Annotated in this window: 15 protein-coding genes; 9 read left to right on the forward strand and 6 right to left on the reverse strand. The window is 68.4% G+C overall.

What is annotated here, in order from left to right; all coding sequences use genetic code 11:
* Positions 1 to 350: 350 nt before the first annotated feature.
* The 6 genes from ACI1V7_RS25985 to ACI1V7_RS26010 all read left to right on the forward strand — a co-directional run bounded on the left by ACI1V7_RS25985 (position 351) and on the right by ACI1V7_RS26010 (position 7,440).
* Complete coding sequence (locus tag ACI1V7_RS25985) at positions 351 to 1,394, forward strand: rod shape-determining protein (RefSeq protein WP_036235315.1); 1,044 nt, start codon at positions 351 to 353, stop codon at positions 1,392 to 1,394.
* A gap of 148 nt (positions 1,395 to 1,542) precedes the next feature.
* Positions 1,543 to 2,760, forward strand: coding sequence for a rod shape-determining protein MreC (gene mreC, locus ACI1V7_RS25990; RefSeq protein WP_404535102.1), 1,218 nt, complete (start codon positions 1,543 to 1,545; stop codon positions 2,758 to 2,760).
* Positions 2,760 to 3,281, forward strand: coding sequence for a rod shape-determining protein MreD (mreD, locus tag ACI1V7_RS25995; protein ID WP_290415052.1), 522 nt, complete (start codon positions 2,760 to 2,762; stop codon positions 3,279 to 3,281). Before mreC ends, mreD begins: the two co-directional genes overlap by 1 nt.
* A 25-nt stretch (positions 3,282 to 3,306) precedes the next feature.
* A complete protein-coding gene (mrdA, locus tag ACI1V7_RS26000; protein ID WP_404535105.1) occupies positions 3,307 to 5,256 on the forward strand; it encodes a penicillin-binding protein 2 in 1,950 nt (649 codons plus the stop codon).
* A gap of 3 nt (positions 5,257 to 5,259) precedes the next feature.
* Positions 5,260 to 6,375: a rod shape-determining protein RodA gene (rodA, locus tag ACI1V7_RS26005; protein ID WP_404535107.1), complete on the forward strand. Its 1,116-nt coding sequence runs from the start codon at positions 5,260 to 5,262 to the stop codon at positions 6,373 to 6,375.
* Positions 6,376 to 6,447: 72 nt separating this feature from the next.
* Complete coding sequence (locus ACI1V7_RS26010) at positions 6,448 to 7,440, forward strand: septal ring lytic transglycosylase RlpA family protein (RefSeq protein ID WP_404535110.1); 993 nt, start codon at positions 6,448 to 6,450, stop codon at positions 7,438 to 7,440.
* Positions 7,441 to 7,586: 146 nt separating this feature from the next.
* Here the strand turns inward: ACI1V7_RS26010 and ACI1V7_RS26015 are convergent, their stop codons facing one another.
* Genes ACI1V7_RS26015 through argS form a run of 6 tightly spaced genes read right to left on the reverse strand, consistent with a single transcriptional unit; the run spans position 7,587 to position 13,114 of the window.
* The gene (locus tag ACI1V7_RS26015) at positions 7,587 to 8,336 is read right to left on the reverse strand and encodes an SPOR domain-containing protein (protein ID WP_404535112.1); all 750 of its coding nucleotides are present in this window, start codon (positions 8,334 to 8,336) and stop codon (positions 7,587 to 7,589) included.
* A gap of 12 nt (positions 8,337 to 8,348) precedes the next feature.
* Positions 8,349 to 9,071, reverse strand: a complete 723-nt coding sequence (locus tag ACI1V7_RS26020; protein ID WP_404535113.1) for a type III pantothenate kinase — start codon at positions 9,069 to 9,071, stop codon at positions 8,349 to 8,351.
* 10 nt (positions 9,072 to 9,081) lie between these two features.
* A complete protein-coding gene (locus ACI1V7_RS26025) occupies positions 9,082 to 9,858 on the reverse strand; it encodes a biotin--[acetyl-CoA-carboxylase] ligase (RefSeq protein WP_404535115.1) in 777 nt (258 codons plus the stop codon).
* 2 nt (positions 9,859 to 9,860) lie between these two features.
* The gene (locus ACI1V7_RS26030; protein ID WP_404535117.1) at positions 9,861 to 10,535 is read right to left on the reverse strand and encodes a thiol:disulfide interchange protein DsbA/DsbL; all 675 of its coding nucleotides are present in this window, start codon (positions 10,533 to 10,535) and stop codon (positions 9,861 to 9,863) included.
* A gap of 60 nt (positions 10,536 to 10,595) precedes the next feature.
* Positions 10,596 to 11,366, reverse strand: a complete 771-nt coding sequence (locus ACI1V7_RS26035) for an SPOR domain-containing protein (protein ID WP_404535119.1) — start codon at positions 11,364 to 11,366, stop codon at positions 10,596 to 10,598.
* A 35-nt stretch (positions 11,367 to 11,401) separates the two neighbouring features.
* Positions 11,402 to 13,114: an arginine--tRNA ligase gene (gene argS / locus ACI1V7_RS26040; RefSeq protein ID WP_404535121.1), complete on the reverse strand. Its 1,713-nt coding sequence runs from the start codon at positions 13,112 to 13,114 to the stop codon at positions 11,402 to 11,404.
* 195 nt (positions 13,115 to 13,309) lie between these two features.
* Here argS and rsmB point away from each other — a divergent pair, with 195 nt between their 5' ends.
* The 3 genes from rsmB to ACI1V7_RS26055 all read left to right on the forward strand — a co-directional run bounded on the left by rsmB (position 13,310) and on the right by ACI1V7_RS26055 (position 17,839).
* The gene (gene rsmB, locus ACI1V7_RS26045) at positions 13,310 to 14,917 is read left to right on the forward strand and encodes a 16S rRNA (cytosine(967)-C(5))-methyltransferase RsmB (RefSeq protein WP_404535124.1); all 1,608 of its coding nucleotides are present in this window, start codon (positions 13,310 to 13,312) and stop codon (positions 14,915 to 14,917) included.
* A gap of 75 nt (positions 14,918 to 14,992) precedes the next feature.
* Positions 14,993 to 15,517, forward strand: coding sequence for a DUF4390 domain-containing protein (locus tag ACI1V7_RS26050; RefSeq protein ID WP_404535126.1), 525 nt, complete (start codon positions 14,993 to 14,995; stop codon positions 15,515 to 15,517).
* A 3-nt stretch (positions 15,518 to 15,520) separates the two neighbouring features.
* Positions 15,521 to 17,839 (forward strand): sensor histidine kinase, encoded by a 2,319-nt coding sequence (locus ACI1V7_RS26055; RefSeq protein ID WP_404535129.1) that lies wholly within the window; start codon positions 15,521 to 15,523, stop codon positions 17,837 to 17,839.
* The last annotated feature ends 25 nt before the right edge of the window (positions 17,840 to 17,864 follow it).

Raw genomic sequence — 17,864 nt, forward strand, 5'->3', positions numbered from 1 at the left:
TCAAGGATGGTTATGCAGATAATGAAATTTGGACAACGGCGCGTTAAAGCCGATAAAAGCTTGGTAATACCGCCGATCTCGCCTGCCGAATTGAAGCCCAATCGGGCCGTTTTTCAGCGTTTAATCGACAAATTATAAGGTAGAATGGCGGGCTAATGCGTTCTCGGCGCCGAAAGGGCAGACCGGCGTGCCGCCCTCGGCGGCGCAGTCGCCGTCGGCCCCTCCGTACCACAAGAAGCCCGCGACGCACCTTGGCGATCGCGGCGAGGATTCCCGATCAATGATGAGGGCCTTGGAAACGTTTTTCGAGGTTCGTTTTTAGGCGCACTCGGTTGCGCATCAGGACACACATGTTTGGTTTTTTACGCAGCTATTTCTCGAATGACCTGGCCATCGACCTGGGCACCGCCAACACGCTGATCTACGTGCGCGGCCTGGGCATCGTGCTGGACGAGCCGTCGGTCGTCGCGATCCGCCAGGAAGGCGGCCCGAACGGCAAGAAGACGATCCAGGCGGTCGGCAAGGAAGCCAAGCAGATGCTCGGCAAGGTCCCCGGCAACATCGAGGCGATCCGCCCGATGAAGGACGGCGTGATCGCCGACTTCACCGTCACCGAGCAGATGCTCAAGCAGTTCATCCGCATGGTGCACGACTCCAAATTCTTCCGTCCGTCGCCGCGCATCATCATCTGCGTGCCCTGCGGTTCGACCCAGGTCGAGCGCCGCGCGATCCGCGAATCGGCGCTGGGCGCCGGCGCCTCGCAGGTCTACCTGATCGAGGAGCCGATGGCGGCCGCGATCGGCGCCGGCCTGCCGGTGGCCGAGGCGACCGGTTCGATGGTCGTCGACATCGGCGGCGGCACCACCGAGGTCGGCATCATCTCGCTGGGCGGCATGGTGTACAAGGGTTCGGTGCGCGTCGGCGGCGACAAGTTCGACGAGGCGATCGTCAACTATATCCGCCGCAACTACGGCATGCTGATCGGCGAACAGACCGCCGAGGCGATCAAGAAAGCCATAGGCTCCGCCTTCCCGGGTTCGGAAGTCAAGGAAATGGAAGTCAAGGGCCGCAACCTGTCCGAAGGTATCCCCCGTTCCTTCACGATCTCGTCCAACGAGATCCTGGAAGCCCTGACCGACCCGCTCAACAACATCGTCTCGGCCGTCAAGAACGCGCTGGAGCAGACCCCGCCGGAACTGGGCGCCGACATCGCCGAGAAGGGCATGATGCTGACCGGCGGCGGCGCGCTGCTGCGCGACCTGGATCGCCTGCTGATGGAAGAAACCGGCCTGCCGGTGCTGGTGGCCGAAGATCCGCTGACCTGCGTGGTGCGCGGCTCGGGCATGGCGCTGGAGCGCATGGACAAGCTTGGCTCGATCTTCTCGTACGAGTAAGCACGTGCTGCATGGCGCGGGCAGTGCCTGCGGCGCGAGCCGCGGGCCTGCCCGCGTCGGGCCATCTGGCGCCCGGCGCCGTTTCACGCTTTCCGGTGCCCGGCACCTTCGTTGACGTTGGCGCACGGCGCCTGCATTATTGGAAGTCATGGAATACAGTCCTCCGCCGCTGTTCAAGCAAGGCGCCCCCGCAAGGGTCAAGGTGACGGTGTTCGCGCTGATCTCGATCGCCCTGCTGGTGGTCGACGCGCGTTTTCATGCGCTCGGCGCCGTGCGTCAGGTGGCGGGCACGGTGCTGTACCCGCTGCAGATGGCCGCCCTGGTCCCGCGCGACGCGCTCGCGAACATGGGCAGCTATTTTTCCTCGATCTCCGCGCTGCAGAAGGAAGTGCATGACCTCAAGAGCCAGCAGGTCGCGCTGGCCCAGGCGATGCAGCAGGCCCAGCTCCAGATGGCCGAGAACGTCCAGCTGCGCAAGCTGATGGACGCGCGCGCCCACCTGCCGGTGCGCTCGATGATGGCCGAGATCCTGTACGACGCGCGCGACCCGTCGACGCGCCGCGTGGTGCTCGACCGCGGCGCGCAGAGCGGCGTCAAGGCCGGCCTGCCCGTGATCGACAACGCCGGCGTGGTCGGCCAGGTCACGCGCGTGTTCCCGTTCACGTCCGAAGTCACGCTGCTGACCGACAAGGAGCAGGCGATCCCCGTGCAGGTGCTCAGGAGCGGCCTGCGCAGCGTCGCCTACGGGCGTGGCCACTCCGGCCTGCTGGACCTGCGCTTCGTCGCGCCGAATGCCGACATCCAGGTCGGCGACGTCCTCGTCACCTCCGGCCTGGACGGCATGTACCCGGCCGGCCTGGCCGTGGCCAAGGTGGTGCAGGTCGAGAACGTGGCGGCCGGTTCCTTCGGCCACGTCGTGTGCCAGCCGCTGGCCGGCATCGACCGCCACCGCCAGCTGCTGATCGTCATGTCCGACGAACCGGCCGCGCCGCGTCCGCCGGAGGAGGCGGCCAAGCCGAACGCGAACACGACGGCGCGCCGCAACCTGCCGAAGATGGCCCCGATCCCGCTGCCGCCGCTGCAGGCCACGCCCTTGCCGCCGGCGGCGCCCGCCGCCGCGAATGGCGCGGCGGCGAACGGCCAGCCTGCGCCCGCCGCCGCTGCCGCTGCTGGTACGGCGCGTCCCGCCGCCGGCGCGCCTGCCGGCACTGCGACCGCCCCCGCGCAGCGCGCGCCAGCCGGCGCACCTGCATCCAGGCCGGCAGCCGCAGTAACCCCGACCACCGCGGCGCCGGCCACCGCAGCGCCGGCCGCCGGGACGCCGGCCGCGCGCCAGCCGGCCAGCCAGCCGAGGGAGGGCGGCTGATGGCGACGACGAACCGTCCGCACTACATCCTGCTGCCCGCCAGCCCGCTGTTCATCGCGTTCAGCCTGGTGTGCGCCTTCATGCTCAACCTGCTGCCCTGGGGCCGCTGGATCGGCGCGCCCGACTTCGTCGCGCTGGTGCTGGTGTTCTGGGGCATTCACCAGCCGCGCAAGGTCGGCATCGGCATCGCCTTCTGCATGGGCCTGCTGATGGACGTGCACGACGCCACGCTGCTGGGCGAGAACGCGCTCGCCTACACGCTGCTGTCCTACCTGGCGATCATGATCCACCGCCGCGTGCTGTGGTTTCCCCTGATGACGCAGGCGATGCACGTGTTCCCGCTGCTGCTGCTGACCCAGGCGATCCAGGTGCTGGTGCGCTTCTTCGTGACGGGGCGCTTCCCGGGCTGGCTGCATTTCATCGAGAGCCTGATCGCCGTGGCCCTGTGGCCCGTGATCACCTGGCTGCTGCTGGCGCCGCAGCGCCGTGCCGTGGACAAGGACCATACGCGTCCGATCTGAGCACCTACCGATGCCCGAATAAGCAATGACCGAAATAAAAGACAGCGATCGCGAGATCCACCTGTTCCGCATGCGCCTGACGGCGCTGGTCGTCTTCATCTTCATCTGCTTCGGCCTCCTGGTGACGCGCTGGGTGTGGCTGCAGGTGCTCAAGCACGACCAGTACATGGCCCAGGCCGAGGACAACCGCATCGCGCTGGTGCCGATCGTCCCCAACCGCGGCCTGATCCTGGACCGCAACGGCGTGGTCCTGGCCAGCAACTATTCCGCCTACACGCTGGAGATCACGCCGTCCAAGCTGGAGGCGAACCTCGACTCCGTCATCGACGAACTGTCCAAGCTGGTCGCCATCGAGCCGAAGGACAGGAAACGCTTCAAGCGATTGATGGAGGAGTCGCGCAACTTCGCCAGCGTCCCGATCCGCAACCGCCTGACCGACGACGAGGTCGCGCGCTTCACCGCCCAGCGCTTCCGCTTTCCCGGCGTGGAGGTGCAGGCGCGCCTGTTCCGCCAGTACCCGCTGGGCGAGGTCGCCTCGCACGTGATCGGCTACATCGGCCGCATCAACCAGAAGGAGGCCAAGGCGCTCGAGGAAGACGAGGATACCGCGGTGGCCGCCAACTACAACGGCACCGACCATATCGGCAAGGAAGGCCTGGAAAAGAGCTACGAACGCCAGCTGCACGGCCAGACCGGCTACGAGGAAGTCGAGCGCTCGGCGGGCGGCCGCGCCATCCGCACGCTGTCGCGCCGCGCCCCGGTCCCCGGCAACAACCTGATCCTGTCGATCGACATCGAGCTGCAGAAGGTGGTCGAGGAGGCGTTCGGCGACTTCCGCGGCGCGCTCGTCGCCATCGAGCCGGAGACGGGCGACGTGCTGGCCTATGTGTCGCGTCCCGGCTTCGATCCCAACCTGTTCGTCGACGGCATCGACAGCCAGAGCTGGAACGAGCTGAATACCTCGCTCGACAAGCCGCTGATGAACCGTCCGCTGTCCGGCACCTATCCGCCCGGCTCGACCTTCAAGCCCTTCATGGCGCTGGCCGCGCTGGAACTGGGCAAGCGCCGTCCGGAGCAGGGCATCAGCGATGCCGGCTTCTTCATGCTGGGCGGGCACCGCTTCAACGACGACAAGCCGGGCGGCCACGGCTATGTCGACATGTACCGTTCGATCGTGATGTCCTGCGACACCTATTACTACCAGCTCGGCAACGAGATGGGCATTGATGCGATCAGCGGCTTCATGAAGCAGTTCGGCTTCGGCCAGCCGACCGGCATCGACCTCGAGCACGAACGCGCGGGCGTGCTGCCGTCGCAGGAATGGAAGCGCGAGCGCTTCAAGCGCAACCGCGCCGCGCAGAAGTGGGTCGGCGGCGACACGATCTCGGTGTCGATCGGCCAGGGCTTCAACAACTACACGATGCTGCAGCTGTCGCACGCGGTGGCGACGCTGGCCAACAACGGCGTCGTGATGAAGCCCCACCTGGTCAAGATGCTGGAAGACGCGGCGACGCGCCAGCGCACGCTGACGGTGCCCAAGGAATCGGGCCGCATCCCGCTCAGGCAGGAAAACATCGACGTCATCAAGCGCGCGATGGTGGGCGTCATCAACGACCAGAGCGGCACCGGCTTCATCCCGTTCCGCAATGCCGGCTACGTCGCCGGCGGCAAGACGGGTACCGCGCAGGTGGTGGGCCTGAGGGGCGCCAAGTACAACCACAACATGACGCCCGAGCGCCTGCGCGACAACGCGCTGTTCACCGCCTTCGCCCCGGCCGACAAGCCGCGCATCGCGATCGCCATGGTGGTCGAGAACGCCGGCTTCGGCTCGACCTACGCGGCACCGATCGCGCGCAAGGCGCTCGACTATTACCTGCTCGGCAAACGCCCGGGCGACAAGGACAAGCCGACGGTGCCGAAGGAAGCGGCGGCTGCGCCGGCCGCGCCTGCCGAAGCTGCCGGCAACGTGGAGTAAGCGATGGCACACATTCCCGAACGGCGCTCGCTGTGGCGCCGCATGAAGCCGTATATCACGGTCTTCGACGGCCCCCTGGCGATGATCCTGTTCCTGCTGTTCTCGGCCGGCACGCTGACGCTGAGCTCCGCGGGCCACGACTTCCCGGGCCGCATGGAAGGGCAGATGCGCAACATCCTGCTGTCCTTCATCGTCATGTGGGTGGCGGCGAACATCCCGCCGCAGACGCTGCTGCGCCTCGCGGTGCCGATCTACAGCTTCGGCGTGTCGCTGCTGATCGCGGTAGCGCTGTTCGGCATCATCAAGAAGGGCGCGCGGCGCTGGCTGCACGTGGGCGTGGACATCCAGCCGTCCGAGATCATGAAGATCGCCACGCCGCTGATGCTGGCCTGGTACTTCCAGACCCGCGCCGGCATGCTCAAGTGGCAGTCGTTCGCCGTGGGTGCGCTGCTGCTGGCGATTCCGTTCACGCTGATCGCCAAGCAGCCGGACCTGGGCACGGCGCTGCTGGTCGGCGGCACCGGCTTCTGGGTGATCTTCCTGGCCGGCCTGTCGTGGAAGGCGCTGGTGGCGCTGGTGACGCTGGGCGCGGCCAGCCTGCCGGTGGCCTGGTCGATGCTGCACGACTACCAGCGCGAGCGCGTGATGACGCTGATCGACCCGACATCCGACCCGCTGGGCAAGGGCTTCCACATCATCCAGTCGGTGATCGCGATCGGTTCCGGCGGCGTCTCGGGCAAGGGCTATATGAAGGGCACGCAAGCCTACCTGGAATTCATTCCCGAGCGCACGACCGACTTCATCTTCTCCGTGTATTCGGAGGAATTCGGCCTGGTCGGCAACCTGGTACTGCTGTTCCTGTACCTGCTGCTGATCGGTCGCGGCCTGATGATCGCGGCGAATGCGCCGAACCTGTTCACGCGCCTGCTCGCCGGCGCGATCTCGATGATGTTCTTCATGTATGCCTTCGTCAATATGGGCATGGTCAGCGGCATCCTGCCGGTCGTCGGAGTTCCCCTGCCTTTCATGAGCTATGGCGGAACCGCGCTGATTACTTTGGGCCTCGGCAGTGGTATATTGATGAGCATTCAACGGCACCGCAAGCTGGTGCAGACCTGATGCAGACCTGATATGAAAAAGAACGCAATGGCCGTTCCTAGGTATCTGCCCGCGGTCATTGCGTCATTGGCAATGATCACCGGTTGCAGTACCACGGAAACCGGCGAACACAAAAGCCTGATCCCGCTCCCCTGGAAACACAAGGTCACGGCCAACCATCCGGCCGTCGGCAACGACCTGCCCAAGCTGCCCGCGCCGGGTTCCGGGCGCGGCGGCTACTACCAGGACGACGGTCCCGGCGCGAACCCGCCGGCGGGCCTGCGCGACGTGCCCGATGCCGTCGTCAAGTACGAGCCCTATGCGAAGTTCGCGAACCGGCCGTACACGGTCTTCGGCACCACCTACACGCCCCTGCTGAACGAGGAGCCGTACAAGCAGCGCGGCATCGCCAGCTGGTACGGCGTCAAGTTCCATGGCCAGCGCACGTCCTCGGGCGAGCCCTACGACATGTACAAGATGACGGCGGCGCACCCCACGCTGCCGATCCCGTCGTATGCCCGCATCACCAGCGTCGAGAGCGGCCAGTCCGTCATCGTGCGCATCAACGACCGCGGTCCCTTCCACTCCGACCGCCTGATCGACGTGTCGTACACGGCTGCGCTCAAGCTCGGCCTGCTGGGCAAGGGCAGCCACGAAGTCCAGGTCGAGCGCCTGTTCCCCGAGGACGGCACGCGCATCGCCACGGCACGCCGCGCCGCCGCGTCCGAAGCGCAGGCGCTGCCGCCGCCGGGCATCGCCGCGCTCATGCTGGAAGACCGCGTCGAGATGGACAATGCTGCCGTGGCGCGTGCGCAGCCCGCACAGGCCGGCGCGTCTCCGTCGCCCGTGTCATTCGCTGCTTCGGGCTACTACCTGCAGCTGGGCGCGTTCGGCCGCGCGGGCAAGGCCGAGGAAATGAGCGAGATGGTCAAGAAGTCGGGCGTGTCGCAGGCAATCGAAGTGGTCACGTCGGGCAGCATCAACCGCCTGTATTGCGGTCCCTACGAAACGCGCGCGATGGCGCAGGAAGCGGCGCGTTCCCTGCCGGCGTCGCTGGGATTGAAGCCGATCGTCGTGCGGCGCTAGACCAGGCGCAACATCAAACCACGTCGCCCCTGCGCAAACCCCGTCACCCCTGCGCAGGCAGGGGCCCAATATTGCACGCGTTGCGTTAGCGCTGGAAACTTGGGCCCTGCCTGCGCAGGGGCGACGGGTGGTGGGGTGACGGGTAATTAAGCGCAGCTCTTCACGTCCACATCGTAGCGCTGCGCATACCCTTCGATGCGCTTGCGCGTCGCCGCATCGAGCGCGCGCACGCGGTAGACGTAGTGCGTGGTCTGCGGACCGCGCGGCGTGATGCGGGCGCTGTGCACGCCCTGCTTGTTCAGTTGCGCCAGCAGCGCCTGGGCGCCTTTTTCCGTCTTGAACACGCCCAGCGAGATCGCGTAGCGCATCGGCGAGTCGCCCTGCAGCACGTAGAAATTGGTCACGCCCAGCGCGCGCAGCTCGGCCGACTTGCGGTCGGCGCCTTCCTTGCCGCCCTGGGGCGGAATGTTCACCAGCCAGCTGTTCACGTCCTGCGCCTGCACGGCCTGGCGCGACTGGCGCTCGCCCAGGTCGAGGGCGGCCAGGCGCGTCTCGAAGCGGCGCGCGTCGGTGTCGTCGAAGGGACCGATCTCGGTGCAGGCAAACGCGGCTTGCGGCGCCGCGGCGGGCGTCGCGGCTGCGGCCGGGGAGGGCGCCGCAGGAGTCACGATCGCGGGGGCGCCATTCGCATCGCCCGGCAAGGTCGGCGCCGGCGGCGCGCTGGCGGCCGCCTCGGCCTGCTCGCGCGTCAGCAGCGTCAGCTTGGCGGTATTGAATTGGCGCTTCAGGCGCGCCGGTTCGTGGTCCATGCTCCTGGCCGTGCCGAGGACGCCCTGGGCGTAGGCGAACAGGATCAGGTTCAAGGCAAGCAGGGACCAGAAGGCGAGTCGCAGCATCGGAATTCCTCGTCAGTCCAGGTGCGGGGCGGCCGCATGCAGGCCCACCAGCACGATATTGTCCAGCATCCAGTGCGGCACCGTCAGCAGCGGCGCGATGCCGGGCGCCGCGCCGCCGGAAACGATGCACAGCTCGGCCGGCAAGTGCGCGCAGGCGCGTTCGATCGCGCCGGCCTGCGCCGCCATGCAGCCGGACAGGATGGCGTCGCTGGTGTGGTCGGCAAAGGTCGGCGGGGTCGCCCCCGGGACCACCTGCGGCAGTTGCGCCGTGCCGCGCGCGAGCGCGCCCAGCATCAGGCCCAGGCCCGGCAGGATCATCCCGCCCAGGAATTCGCCGCCCGCGCTGACGGCATCGACCGTGGTCGCCGTGCCGCAGGTGGCGACGACGAGGGCCTTGCCGGGCGCCAGCGTGCGTGCGCCGAGGGCGGCGGCGAAGCGGTCGCTGCCCAGTTGCGCGGGATCGCGGTAGCGGTTGACGAGGCCGGCCAGCGCGGGACGCGCCGTGAACCAGGTCGGCGCCACCGGCAGCACGGCCTGCAGCTGGGCGGCCATGGCGGCGCCGGCGACGTTGGAGACGATCGCACGCGTCACACCTTGTCCGGCCCAGGCAGGCACCAGGCGCTCCAGCTCCGCATGCGGCACGGCGCCGTGCGCGATCCAGTCGCCGGGCGCCGCGCCGGCGGCGGCGAGCGCCCATTTGATGCGGGTATTGCCGGCGTCCACGAGCAGCAGCATGGCAGTCTCCTTATGGCTTCGGCCGCAGCGAGACGTCGCCGGCGACGATGGCGACGCGTCCCGCGGCCGTGTCCAGCAGCAGGCGGCCGGCATCGTCGACGCCGGCGGCCAGGCCCTCGTGCAGCACCTCGCCGCGGTCGAGGATGACGACGGGCTCGCCCTGGTAGGCATGCAGCAGGTTCCAGCGCGCGCTGAACGCCGCGAAGCCGTGCCGCGCGAATTCGTCCAGCGCGCCGGCCAGGCCGTCGAGCAGGGCGGCCATCAAGGCGTCGCGGTCCATGCGCGCCAGCCAGGGCATCGAGGCGACGGCGCGCCCGATCCTTGCTTCGAGTTCGTCCGGCATCGCCAGGTTCAATCCGATGCCGATCACGGCCCAGGTCGAGCCGTCCGGCATGCCCTGCGTCTCGACGAGGATGCCGGCCAGCTTGTCGCCGTCCTTCAGGATGTCGTTCGGCCATTTCAGCTTCACCGGCTGGCCCAGGCGGCCCAGCGTTTCCGCCAGCGCCGTGCCGACCGCGAGCGGCAGCCCCGTCAGGCGCTGCAGGCCGCCCTCGAGGCGCCAGGCCAGCGAGAAGGTGAGCGAGTGTCCGGGCGCGGACAGCCAGCTGCGGCCGGCCCGTCCGCGCCCGGCGGTCTGGTGCTCGGCGAGCAGCAGCAGCGGCGCCGCCAGTGCCGGCGCGCGCGCCAGCAGGTCCGCATTGGTCGAGCCGGTTTCCTGCACCACCTCGACGGCGACGCCGCTGTGCGACTGCGCCATGATGCGCCCGGCGTTCACTGCCGCCTGCATCGTCAGCCTTTCTCCGCCTTCGCCTTCGCCACCAGCGCGTCCATCACCTGCAGCGACAGTTGCTGCTGCTGGGTCTCGGACAGGCCCGGGCCCGCGCCCTTGCCGGCCTGCGACGGCGACGTCACGTAGCGGCCGTCGATCACGATCATCGGCCAGTACTGGACGTCGTAGGATTCCATCATCGCCGACGCGCGGCGCAGGCGCGCCCCGATGCCGAAGGAGTTGTAGGTGGCGACGAACTTGGCGCGGTCGATGCCGTTCTTCGCGGCCCAGTCGAACACCTGCTCGTCATTGGCGAAGCGGATGCGCTGCACGTGGATCGCTTCGAAGGCTTTGGTGTGGTACTGGTCCGTCAGTCCCATCGCCTCGAGCGTGTAGAACAGGCGCTGCTGCGGCACCGCGGAAGCGCCGGCCGACACGTGCACGCGCTTGAAGACGATGTTGTCGCCCTGCTTCCTGACCCATTCCGTCAGCATCGGATCGAAGGCGTAGCAGTGCGGGCAGTAGTAGGCGAAGAACTCGATGACCTCGACCTTCTTGCCGGACTCGGTGGGCTGGGCATTGGCCAGGGTCACGTAATCCTTGCCCGCTTGCGGCTCGGCCGCGCCGGCGGGGAGGACGGCGGCGCCGGCCAGGCCGGCGAGGGCGGTGCAGAACAGGCGGCGCAGTGCGCGCATGGCTTCTCCTTGGTTGATGACGCGGGTGCGGCGGAAATCAGGCGCCGATCTGGCGCCGGATCAGCGCTGGTTGCGCACGATGGCGACGTCGACGCCGCTGTCGAGCAGCTTGGCGCGCGCCTTGTTCATCGCTTCGACTTGGTTGTACGGTCCGAGGCGCACGCGGTGCAGCACATTGTCGCCGCTGGTGCGGTCGCTGATCGAAGCCTCGAAGCCGAGCAGGGCCAGCTTGGCGCGGGTCGCCTCGGCGTCCGAGATCTCGCGGAACGCGCCGGCCTGCAGGTAATAGATGTAGTCGCCGGAAGCGGAGGCAGGCGCGGGTGCGGCCGCCGTGGCGGTCGCCGGCGCGGACGGCGTGCGCGCGGCCGGGGCCGCAGATGGAGACGCGGACGGGGACGAAGCGCGGGCGGCCGGCGCCGCCGGCTTCTCGGACGGATCCTTCAGGCCCGCGATCATCTGGCCCAGCGGATCGGCATCCGCTGCCTTCGTGTCGCTCGGCGCGGCAGGTGCGGCCGGTGCGGCCGGCGCCGGCGCGCGCGTGGCCTTGTCGGCCAGCGCGCGGCTCGCTTCACGGGCGGCGTCGCGGTTGCCGTACAGGGGCTTGTTCGGATCGGCGGCCTGGTCCGGTGCCGGGTCGGCCGGACGGCCCGACTTGGCCGTCTTGTCCGTGAAGGGCGAGGCGCCCTTGGTGATCGTCAGGGCCACCGCGACCGCGATGCCCAGGCCGATGATCAGGCCGATGATGAGGCCAGTCAGCGTGCTGCCGCGTTGGCGCGAAAGTGGGCGAAGACTGAGAGCTGAGCGGAGGTCTGGGCGAAATGCGGCGGTCATTGGTGCGGTGTCGTAACGATCGAAAAAGTAAACGCTTACATCTTGTCCGGGGCGGACACGCCGATCAGCGCGAGGCCGTTGCGCAGCACCTGGCGGGTGGCGGTCGCCAGGGCCAGGCGCGCCAGCTTCAGCGCCTCGTCGTCGTCCAGCAGCCACTTGTGCGCGAAGTAGTAGCTGTGCAGCTCGCCGGCCAGCTCGCGCAGGTAGAACGCCACCTGGTGCGGGCCGAGTTCGGCCTGGGCGCGCTGCAGCATCTCCGGATACGACGCCAGCTTCGCGAGCAGCGCCTGCTCGTGCGGCTCGGTCAGCGGCGACAGGTCGACGCCGGCCAGGGTCGCCGGGTCGCCGCCCCAGTTGGCCAGGGCCGAGCAGATGCGCGCGTGGGCGTACTGCACGTAGTAGACGGGGTTCTCGTCGTTGGTGGCCAGGGCGACGTCGACGTCGAACACGAACTCGGTGTCGGCCTTGCGCGAGATGAGGAAGAAGCGCACGGCGTCGCGGCCGCGCGTGACGTCGCCGTTGCCGGACCACTCGATCAGGTCGCGCACGGTGACGTAGGAACCGGCGCGCTTGGAGATCTTGACCTCCTCGCCGTTCTTCATGACGGTGACCATCTTGTGCAGCACGTAGTCGGGATAGCCCTGCGGGATGCCGATGTTCACGGCCTGCAGGCCGGCGCGCACGCGCGCGATGGTGCCGTGGTGGTCGCTGCCCTGGATGTTGATGGCCTGGTCGAAGCCGCGCTTGAACTTCTGGATGTGGTAGGCCACGTCCGGCACGAAATAGGTATAGGTGCCGTCGGACTTGCGCATCACGCGGTCCTTGTCGTCGCCGTAGTCGGTGGTCCTGAGCCACAGCGCGCCGTCCTGTTCGTAGGTGACGCCGGCATCGACCAGCGCCTGCACGGCCGCCTCCACCTTGCCGTCGGCGTACAGCGACGATTCGAGGTAGTAGTTGTCGAACTTGACGCCGAAGGCCTGCAGGTCCTGGTCCTGCTCGTTGCGCAGGTAGGTCACGGCGAAGCGGCGGATCGACTCGATGTCGTCGACGTCGCCGCTGCCGGTGGCCGGGGCGCCGTCGCTGGCCGACACGGTCTTCTTCGCCAGGAAGTCGGCGGCGATGTCGGCGATGTAGTCGCCGTTGTAGGCCGACTCGGGCCATTCGGCGTCGCCCGGCTTGAAGCCGCGCGCGCGCGCCTGCACGGAGGTGGCGAGCGTGGCGATCTGCACGCCGGCGTCGTTGTAATAGAACTCGCGGGTCACCTGGTGGCCCTGCGCCTCGAACAGCGAGGACAGGGCGTCGCCCAGCGCCGCCTGGCGGCCGTGGCCCACGTGCAGCGGACCGGTCGGGTTGGCCGAGACGAATTCGATGATCGCGTGGTGGCCGTTGCCGCCCGTGCCGCGGCCGAACTGATCGCCCTGCTGCAGGATGGTGCGCACGACCGACTGCTTGGCGGCGGCCGACACGCGCAGGTTGATGAAGCCGGGGCCGGCCACGTCGGCCGATTCCACCAGGCCCTGGGCCTTCGGATCGGCCAGCAGCGCGGCGACCAGGCGGGTGGCCAGTTCGCGCGGGTTGGTCTTGAGCGGCTTGGCCAGCTGCATGGCGATGTTGCAGGCGATGTCGCCGTGGCTGGGGTCGCGCGGACGCTCCAGGACGACGTTTGGCGTGAGGTCGGTGCCGGCGACGATGGGAGCCAGGGCGGCCTGGAACAGGGCAACGATCTCTTGTTTTTGTTGGGCGAGCATGGGAGTGGTCGAAAATATAATGGACAGCGGTGCCGGGCGATGGTCGTGCCGCGGGCAAACAGCGGTCATTATACTGGTTTGCCGCTCCCGGCCAACCGCTGCGTCACCCATCGGGGGGACTTCTCCAAAGCCTCGCTTAAGCCTGCGCAACGCTTACCCGTTACAATGTGCGTCTTTATGCATTGACTGATTGCCATGACCGAAAAGCGCCCGACGCTCACCCTCAAACCCAAGGCCAAGGCGGCCGGCGCGGCCAAGCGTCCGGGACAGTCCGGCGCGCGCCCGGGTGGTCCGGTACGTCCCGGCGCGAAGCCGGCGGGTCCCCGCGCGGCGCAAGGGCAGGCACCCAAGCAGGCTCCGAAGCCGGTTCCCGAGCAGGCAGCACCCCAGGCGCGCCGCGCCGTCGAGCAGGGCGCGGCCGCGAGCGGGGCAGGGCACCAGTCGGAGGCGCGCCTGCGCCACAGCCATGAAGTCAAGAACCCCGTCCAGCTCGACTACCGTCCGGAACTGAAGCCGGACGCGCTCGCTTTTGCGCTGCTGGGCGCGGCGCGCAGCCTGGCACGCGTGCGCGCCGGCACCGCGCTGCCGCAGGCGCTGGCCGAGACCTTCGACGCCTACGACGCCACGCCGCAGGCGCGCGGTGCGATCCAGGACATCGCCTACCGCGCCATGCGCCAGCTGGGACGCAGCGAAGTGCTGCTGGGCCTGATGACGAGCAAGGCGCCGGAGCCGCCGATGCTGGCCGGCCTGCTGCATGCCGCGCTCGCGCTGCTCGACCAGCCCGACGGCGCACCGGCGCCGTACGAAGCCTTCACGGTGGTCGACCAGGCCGTCGGCGCGGCCGCCGCCCACCCCGACTTCGCCCACGCCAAGGCGATGGTGAACGCCGTGCTGCGGCGCTTCCTGCGCGAGCGCGACGCGCTGGTCGCCGAGGCGCTGCGCGAGTCGCTGGCGCAATGGAACTACCCGCAGTGGTGGATCGATGCCGTGCGCACTGCCTATCCGCGCGAGTGGCAGGCGATCCTGAAGGAGGGCAACCGCCAGCCGCCGCTGACGCTGCGCGTGAACCGCCGCAAGACCGACGTCGACGCCTACCTCGCGCTGCTGGCCGCGGCCGGCATGCAGGCGCAGCAAGTCGGGCCCAGCGCGCTGCGCCTCGCGCATGCCGTGGGCGTCGGCCAGATTCCCGGCTTCGCCGAAGGCCTGGTGTCGGTCCAGGATGCGGGCGCCCAGCTCGCCGCGCCGCTGCTGGACCTGGAGGACGGCATGCGCGTGCTCGATGCCTGCGCGGCCCCGGGCGGCAAGAGCGGCCACATCCTGGAATGCGCGAACGTCGACCTGACGTCGCTGGACGTGGACGCGCGCCGCCTGCTGCGCGTGGAGCAGAACCTGCAGCGCCTGGGCATGTCCGCCACCGTGATGACGGGGGCCGCGGAAGACAGCGATTGGTGGGATGGTCGTCAATACGATCGTATCCTCGCGGACGTGCCGTGCACGGCCTCCGGTATCGTCCGCCGCCACCCGGATATCCGCTGGCTGCGCCGTAAAAGCGATACCCACCAACTTGCAACACTTTCCGGGAAAATACTCGACAATCTTTGGCGAATGCTTCGCCCCGATGGTAAATTGCTGTTCGTGACATGTTCGCTCTGGCCGCAGGAATCGGAAGCGCAGGCCGCCGCCTTCGCGGCGCGCAATAATGCAGTCCGACTCGATGCACCGGGCCAACTGCTTCCCGAAAGCGGCGCCGGGCAGGATCATGACGGTCTGTTCTACGCCCTGTTCCACAAGGCTGGGGCGTGAGACTTCCCGACAACGCTTTTTAAGGCTCTGGCCCTAGTGACTTTACGATTTTTCCGCCTCCTCGCCTGCCAGCTCATGCTGGCTTTCGCATGCGCGGGCGCGCAGGCGGCCGATGGGATCGAGATCACCCGCGCCAGCATCGAGGCTTCCGACGACGGCTACCGCCTGTCGGTGAACTATGCGTTCGAACTGCCCTACGGCCTGCAGCAGGCCGTCCAGCACGGCACCCCCCTGTACTTCACCACCGAGATCGAGCTCACGCGTCCGCGCTGGTACTGGACCGACGACCGCGCCATCTCGTCCAAGCGCACGGTGCGCCTGTACTACGATGTATTGACCCGGGTCTACCACGTGTCCGCGCCGGGCAGCGTGCAGCAGACCTTCGATACGCTCGACGAGGCGCTGTTCCTGATCCGCCGTCCCAGCCGCTGGCTGATCGGCGCCAAGGGCACGCTCAAGCCCGGCGAGACCTACAACGTCTCCCTGCGCATGTTCATGGACCGCGAGTACCTGCAGAAGCCGCTCCAGGTGGATGCCTTCAACAACTCCGACTGGCGCCTGACGTCGCACAAGAAGACCTTCACCTACCGTGCGGAGTAAGCCGTGACCCAGGCCCTGCGTTACGCCCTGGTGGTCGGCAGCGCGATCGCCTCGATCCTGCTGTTCCTGCTCGCATCGGCATCCGACAACTCGGGCTTCTTCGATCGTAACTACTACTGGTTGCTGGGCTTGAACGCGGCCGTCGCCGGCGCCCTGCTGATCCTCGTGATCGTCAACCTGGCGCGCCTGTATTCGGGCTACAAGGCGGGCCGCTTCGGCTCGCGCCTGATGGCGCGCCTGATGCTGCTGTTCGCCGGCATCGGCATCCTTCCCGGCCTGGTCATCTTCATGGTCTCGGTGCAGTTCGTCTCGCACTCGATCGAGTCCTGGTTCGACGTCAAGATCGAGGCCGCGCTGCAGTCCGGCCTGAACCTGGGCCACGCGGCGCTGGACGAGGCGCTCACGGACCTCGGCGCGAATGCCGGCACCACGGCGGCCACGCTGGCCGGGCAGGACGACCTGATGGCGCACGCGATCCTGGCACGCACCGTCGAGGAGATCAGCGGCATGCAGAGCGCGATGCTGCTGTCGGCCGACGGCAAGCTGGTCGCGTCCTCGTCCGACGTGCGCAACGCCGACCTCACGCCCGACCTGCCGACCGCCCAGATGCTGCGCCAGGCCGCCATGCCGGGCGGTTATGCGCGGCCGGAAGGCGGCATCGACCACGACCTCGCCAAGATGGGCGACGACCAGCCCAGCGCGCTCGATGCCGCCACCGGCCTGCGCCTGCGCGTCGTGATCGCCGTACCGGAGCCGCCTGGCATGGCGCCGCGCTACCTGCAGCTGCTGCAAGGCGTGCCGGTGAACCTGGCGTCCAACGCCGAGGTGCTGAGCACGGCGTACACCGAATACAAGTCGCGCGCCGACGCCCGCACGGGCCTGCGCAAGATGTACATCGGCACGCTGACCCTGACGCTGCTGCTGGCGATCTTCGCCGCCATCGGCAGCGCCTTCCTCATCGCGCGCAACCTCGCCCAGCCGCTGCTAGTGCTGGCCGAGGGCACGCGCGCGGTGGCCGAGGGCGACCTGTCGCCGCGTCCCATCGTCGAGACGAAGGACGAACTGGGTACGCTGACGCAGTCCTTCAATGCCATGACGGGCCAGCTGTTCGAGGCGCGCTCCGCGGTCGAGCGCAACCGCGCCGCGCTGGAAAGCGCCAAGGCCCACCTGGAGTCGGTGCTGGCGAACATGTCGGCCGGCGTGATCGTGATGGACGGCGACGGCGTCGTGGTCAACTCGAACGATGCCGTGCACCGCATCCTGCAGGTCGACGTGGCATCGCTGGCGGGCCGCCCGCTGGACGAGATCGACGGCCTGGAAGCGTTTGCGGGCGCCGTCACGCGCGCGTTCTCGGCCCACTCGGCGCAAAGCGCGGCGCAGAGCGCGAATGCGGCGGCCGGGCGCGGCGGCCGGGTGCGCAGCCCGCTGCGCGCGCACTGGCAGCAGCAGATCGAGATCCCGCGCCGCTCCGGCAGCGCCGACGACCACGACATCACGGTGCTGGCGCGCGGCTCGCGCCTGCCGGTCGGGGCGGGCAGCGGCTTCATCGTGGTGTTCGACGACATCTCCGACGTGATCTCGGCGCAGCGCTCGGTGGCCTGGGGCGAGGTCGCGCGGCGCCTGGCGCACGAGATCAAGAACCCGCTGACGCCGATCCAGCTGTCGGCCGAGCGCCTGCAGATGAAACTGGCCGAGCGCGTCGACGCCGACGGCGCCGCGCTGCTGAACAAGGCCACCGACACCATCGTCAACCAGGTCGCCGCGATGAAGCGCATGGTCGACGACTTCCGCGACTACGCCAAGGCGCCGCCGGCCGTGCTCACGCCGCTCGACCTGAACGCGCTGATCGAGGAAATCCTCAACCTGTACCTGTCCGACGACGGCTCCGACACGATCCACCCGCAGCTGGCCAGTGGCCTGCCGCCCGTGATGGGCGACGCCACCCAGCTGCGCCAGGTGATCCACAACCTGCTGCAGAACGCCCAGGACGCGCTGGCCGACCAGCCGCCCGCGGACGGCGCGCCGCGCATCGACATCACCACGGAGGCCATCCACTACGTCGGCGCGGACGGCTGCACGGGCACCGCGGTGCGCCTGGCCATCGTCGACAACGGCCCCGGTTTCGCGCCCAAGATCCTGACGCGCGCCTTCGAACCCTATGTCACGTCCAAGGCGCGCGGCACGGGCCTGGGCCTGCCGATGGTCAAGAAGATCGTCGACGAACACGGGGGCCGGATCGACGTCGCCAACCGCTCGGATGGAACAGGCGCTTCGGTATCGATTTTGCTGTTAAAGTTAGCCCCAGAGGCGAACTTGGCCTAAAGCGCGATTCGCGCATAAAATCTTG

Origin of the sequence: Massilia paldalensis, assembly GCF_044901715.1 — a bacterium.
GTDB classification, from domain to species: Bacteria; Pseudomonadota; Gammaproteobacteria; order Burkholderiales; family Burkholderiaceae_D; genus Telluria; species Telluria paldalensis.

Coding starts and splice junctions, on each gene's coding strand:
- ACI1V7_RS25985 (WP_036235315.1), top strand. CDS start 351: ATGTTTGGTTTTTTACGCAGCTATTTCTCGAATGACCTGGCCATCGAC.
- mreC (WP_404535102.1), top strand. CDS start 1,543: ATGGAATACAGTCCTCCGCCGCTGTTCAAGCAAGGCGCCCCCGCAAGG.
- mreD (WP_290415052.1), top strand. CDS start 2,760: ATGGCGACGACGAACCGTCCGCACTACATCCTGCTGCCCGCCAGCCCG.
- mrdA (WP_404535105.1), top strand. CDS start 3,307: ATGACCGAAATAAAAGACAGCGATCGCGAGATCCACCTGTTCCGCATG.
- rodA (WP_404535107.1), top strand. CDS start 5,260: ATGGCACACATTCCCGAACGGCGCTCGCTGTGGCGCCGCATGAAGCCG.
- ACI1V7_RS26010 (WP_404535110.1), top strand. CDS start 6,448: ATGATCACCGGTTGCAGTACCACGGAAACCGGCGAACACAAAAGCCTG.
- ACI1V7_RS26015 (WP_404535112.1), bottom strand. CDS start 8,336: ATGCTGCGACTCGCCTTCTGGTCCCTGCTTGCCTTGAACCTGATCCTG.
- ACI1V7_RS26020 (WP_404535113.1), bottom strand. CDS start 9,071: ATGCTGCTGCTCGTGGACGCCGGCAATACCCGCATCAAATGGGCGCTC.
- ACI1V7_RS26025 (WP_404535115.1), bottom strand. CDS start 9,858: ATGCAGGCGGCAGTGAACGCCGGGCGCATCATGGCGCAGTCGCACAGC.
- ACI1V7_RS26030 (WP_404535117.1), bottom strand. CDS start 10,535: ATGCGCGCACTGCGCCGCCTGTTCTGCACCGCCCTCGCCGGCCTGGCC.
- ACI1V7_RS26035 (WP_404535119.1), bottom strand. CDS start 11,366: ATGACCGCCGCATTTCGCCCAGACCTCCGCTCAGCTCTCAGTCTTCGC.
- argS (WP_404535121.1), bottom strand. CDS start 13,114: ATGCTCGCCCAACAAAAACAAGAGATCGTTGCCCTGTTCCAGGCCGCC.
- rsmB (WP_404535124.1), top strand. CDS start 13,310: ATGACCGAAAAGCGCCCGACGCTCACCCTCAAACCCAAGGCCAAGGCG.
- ACI1V7_RS26050 (WP_404535126.1), top strand. CDS start 14,993: ATGCTGGCTTTCGCATGCGCGGGCGCGCAGGCGGCCGATGGGATCGAG.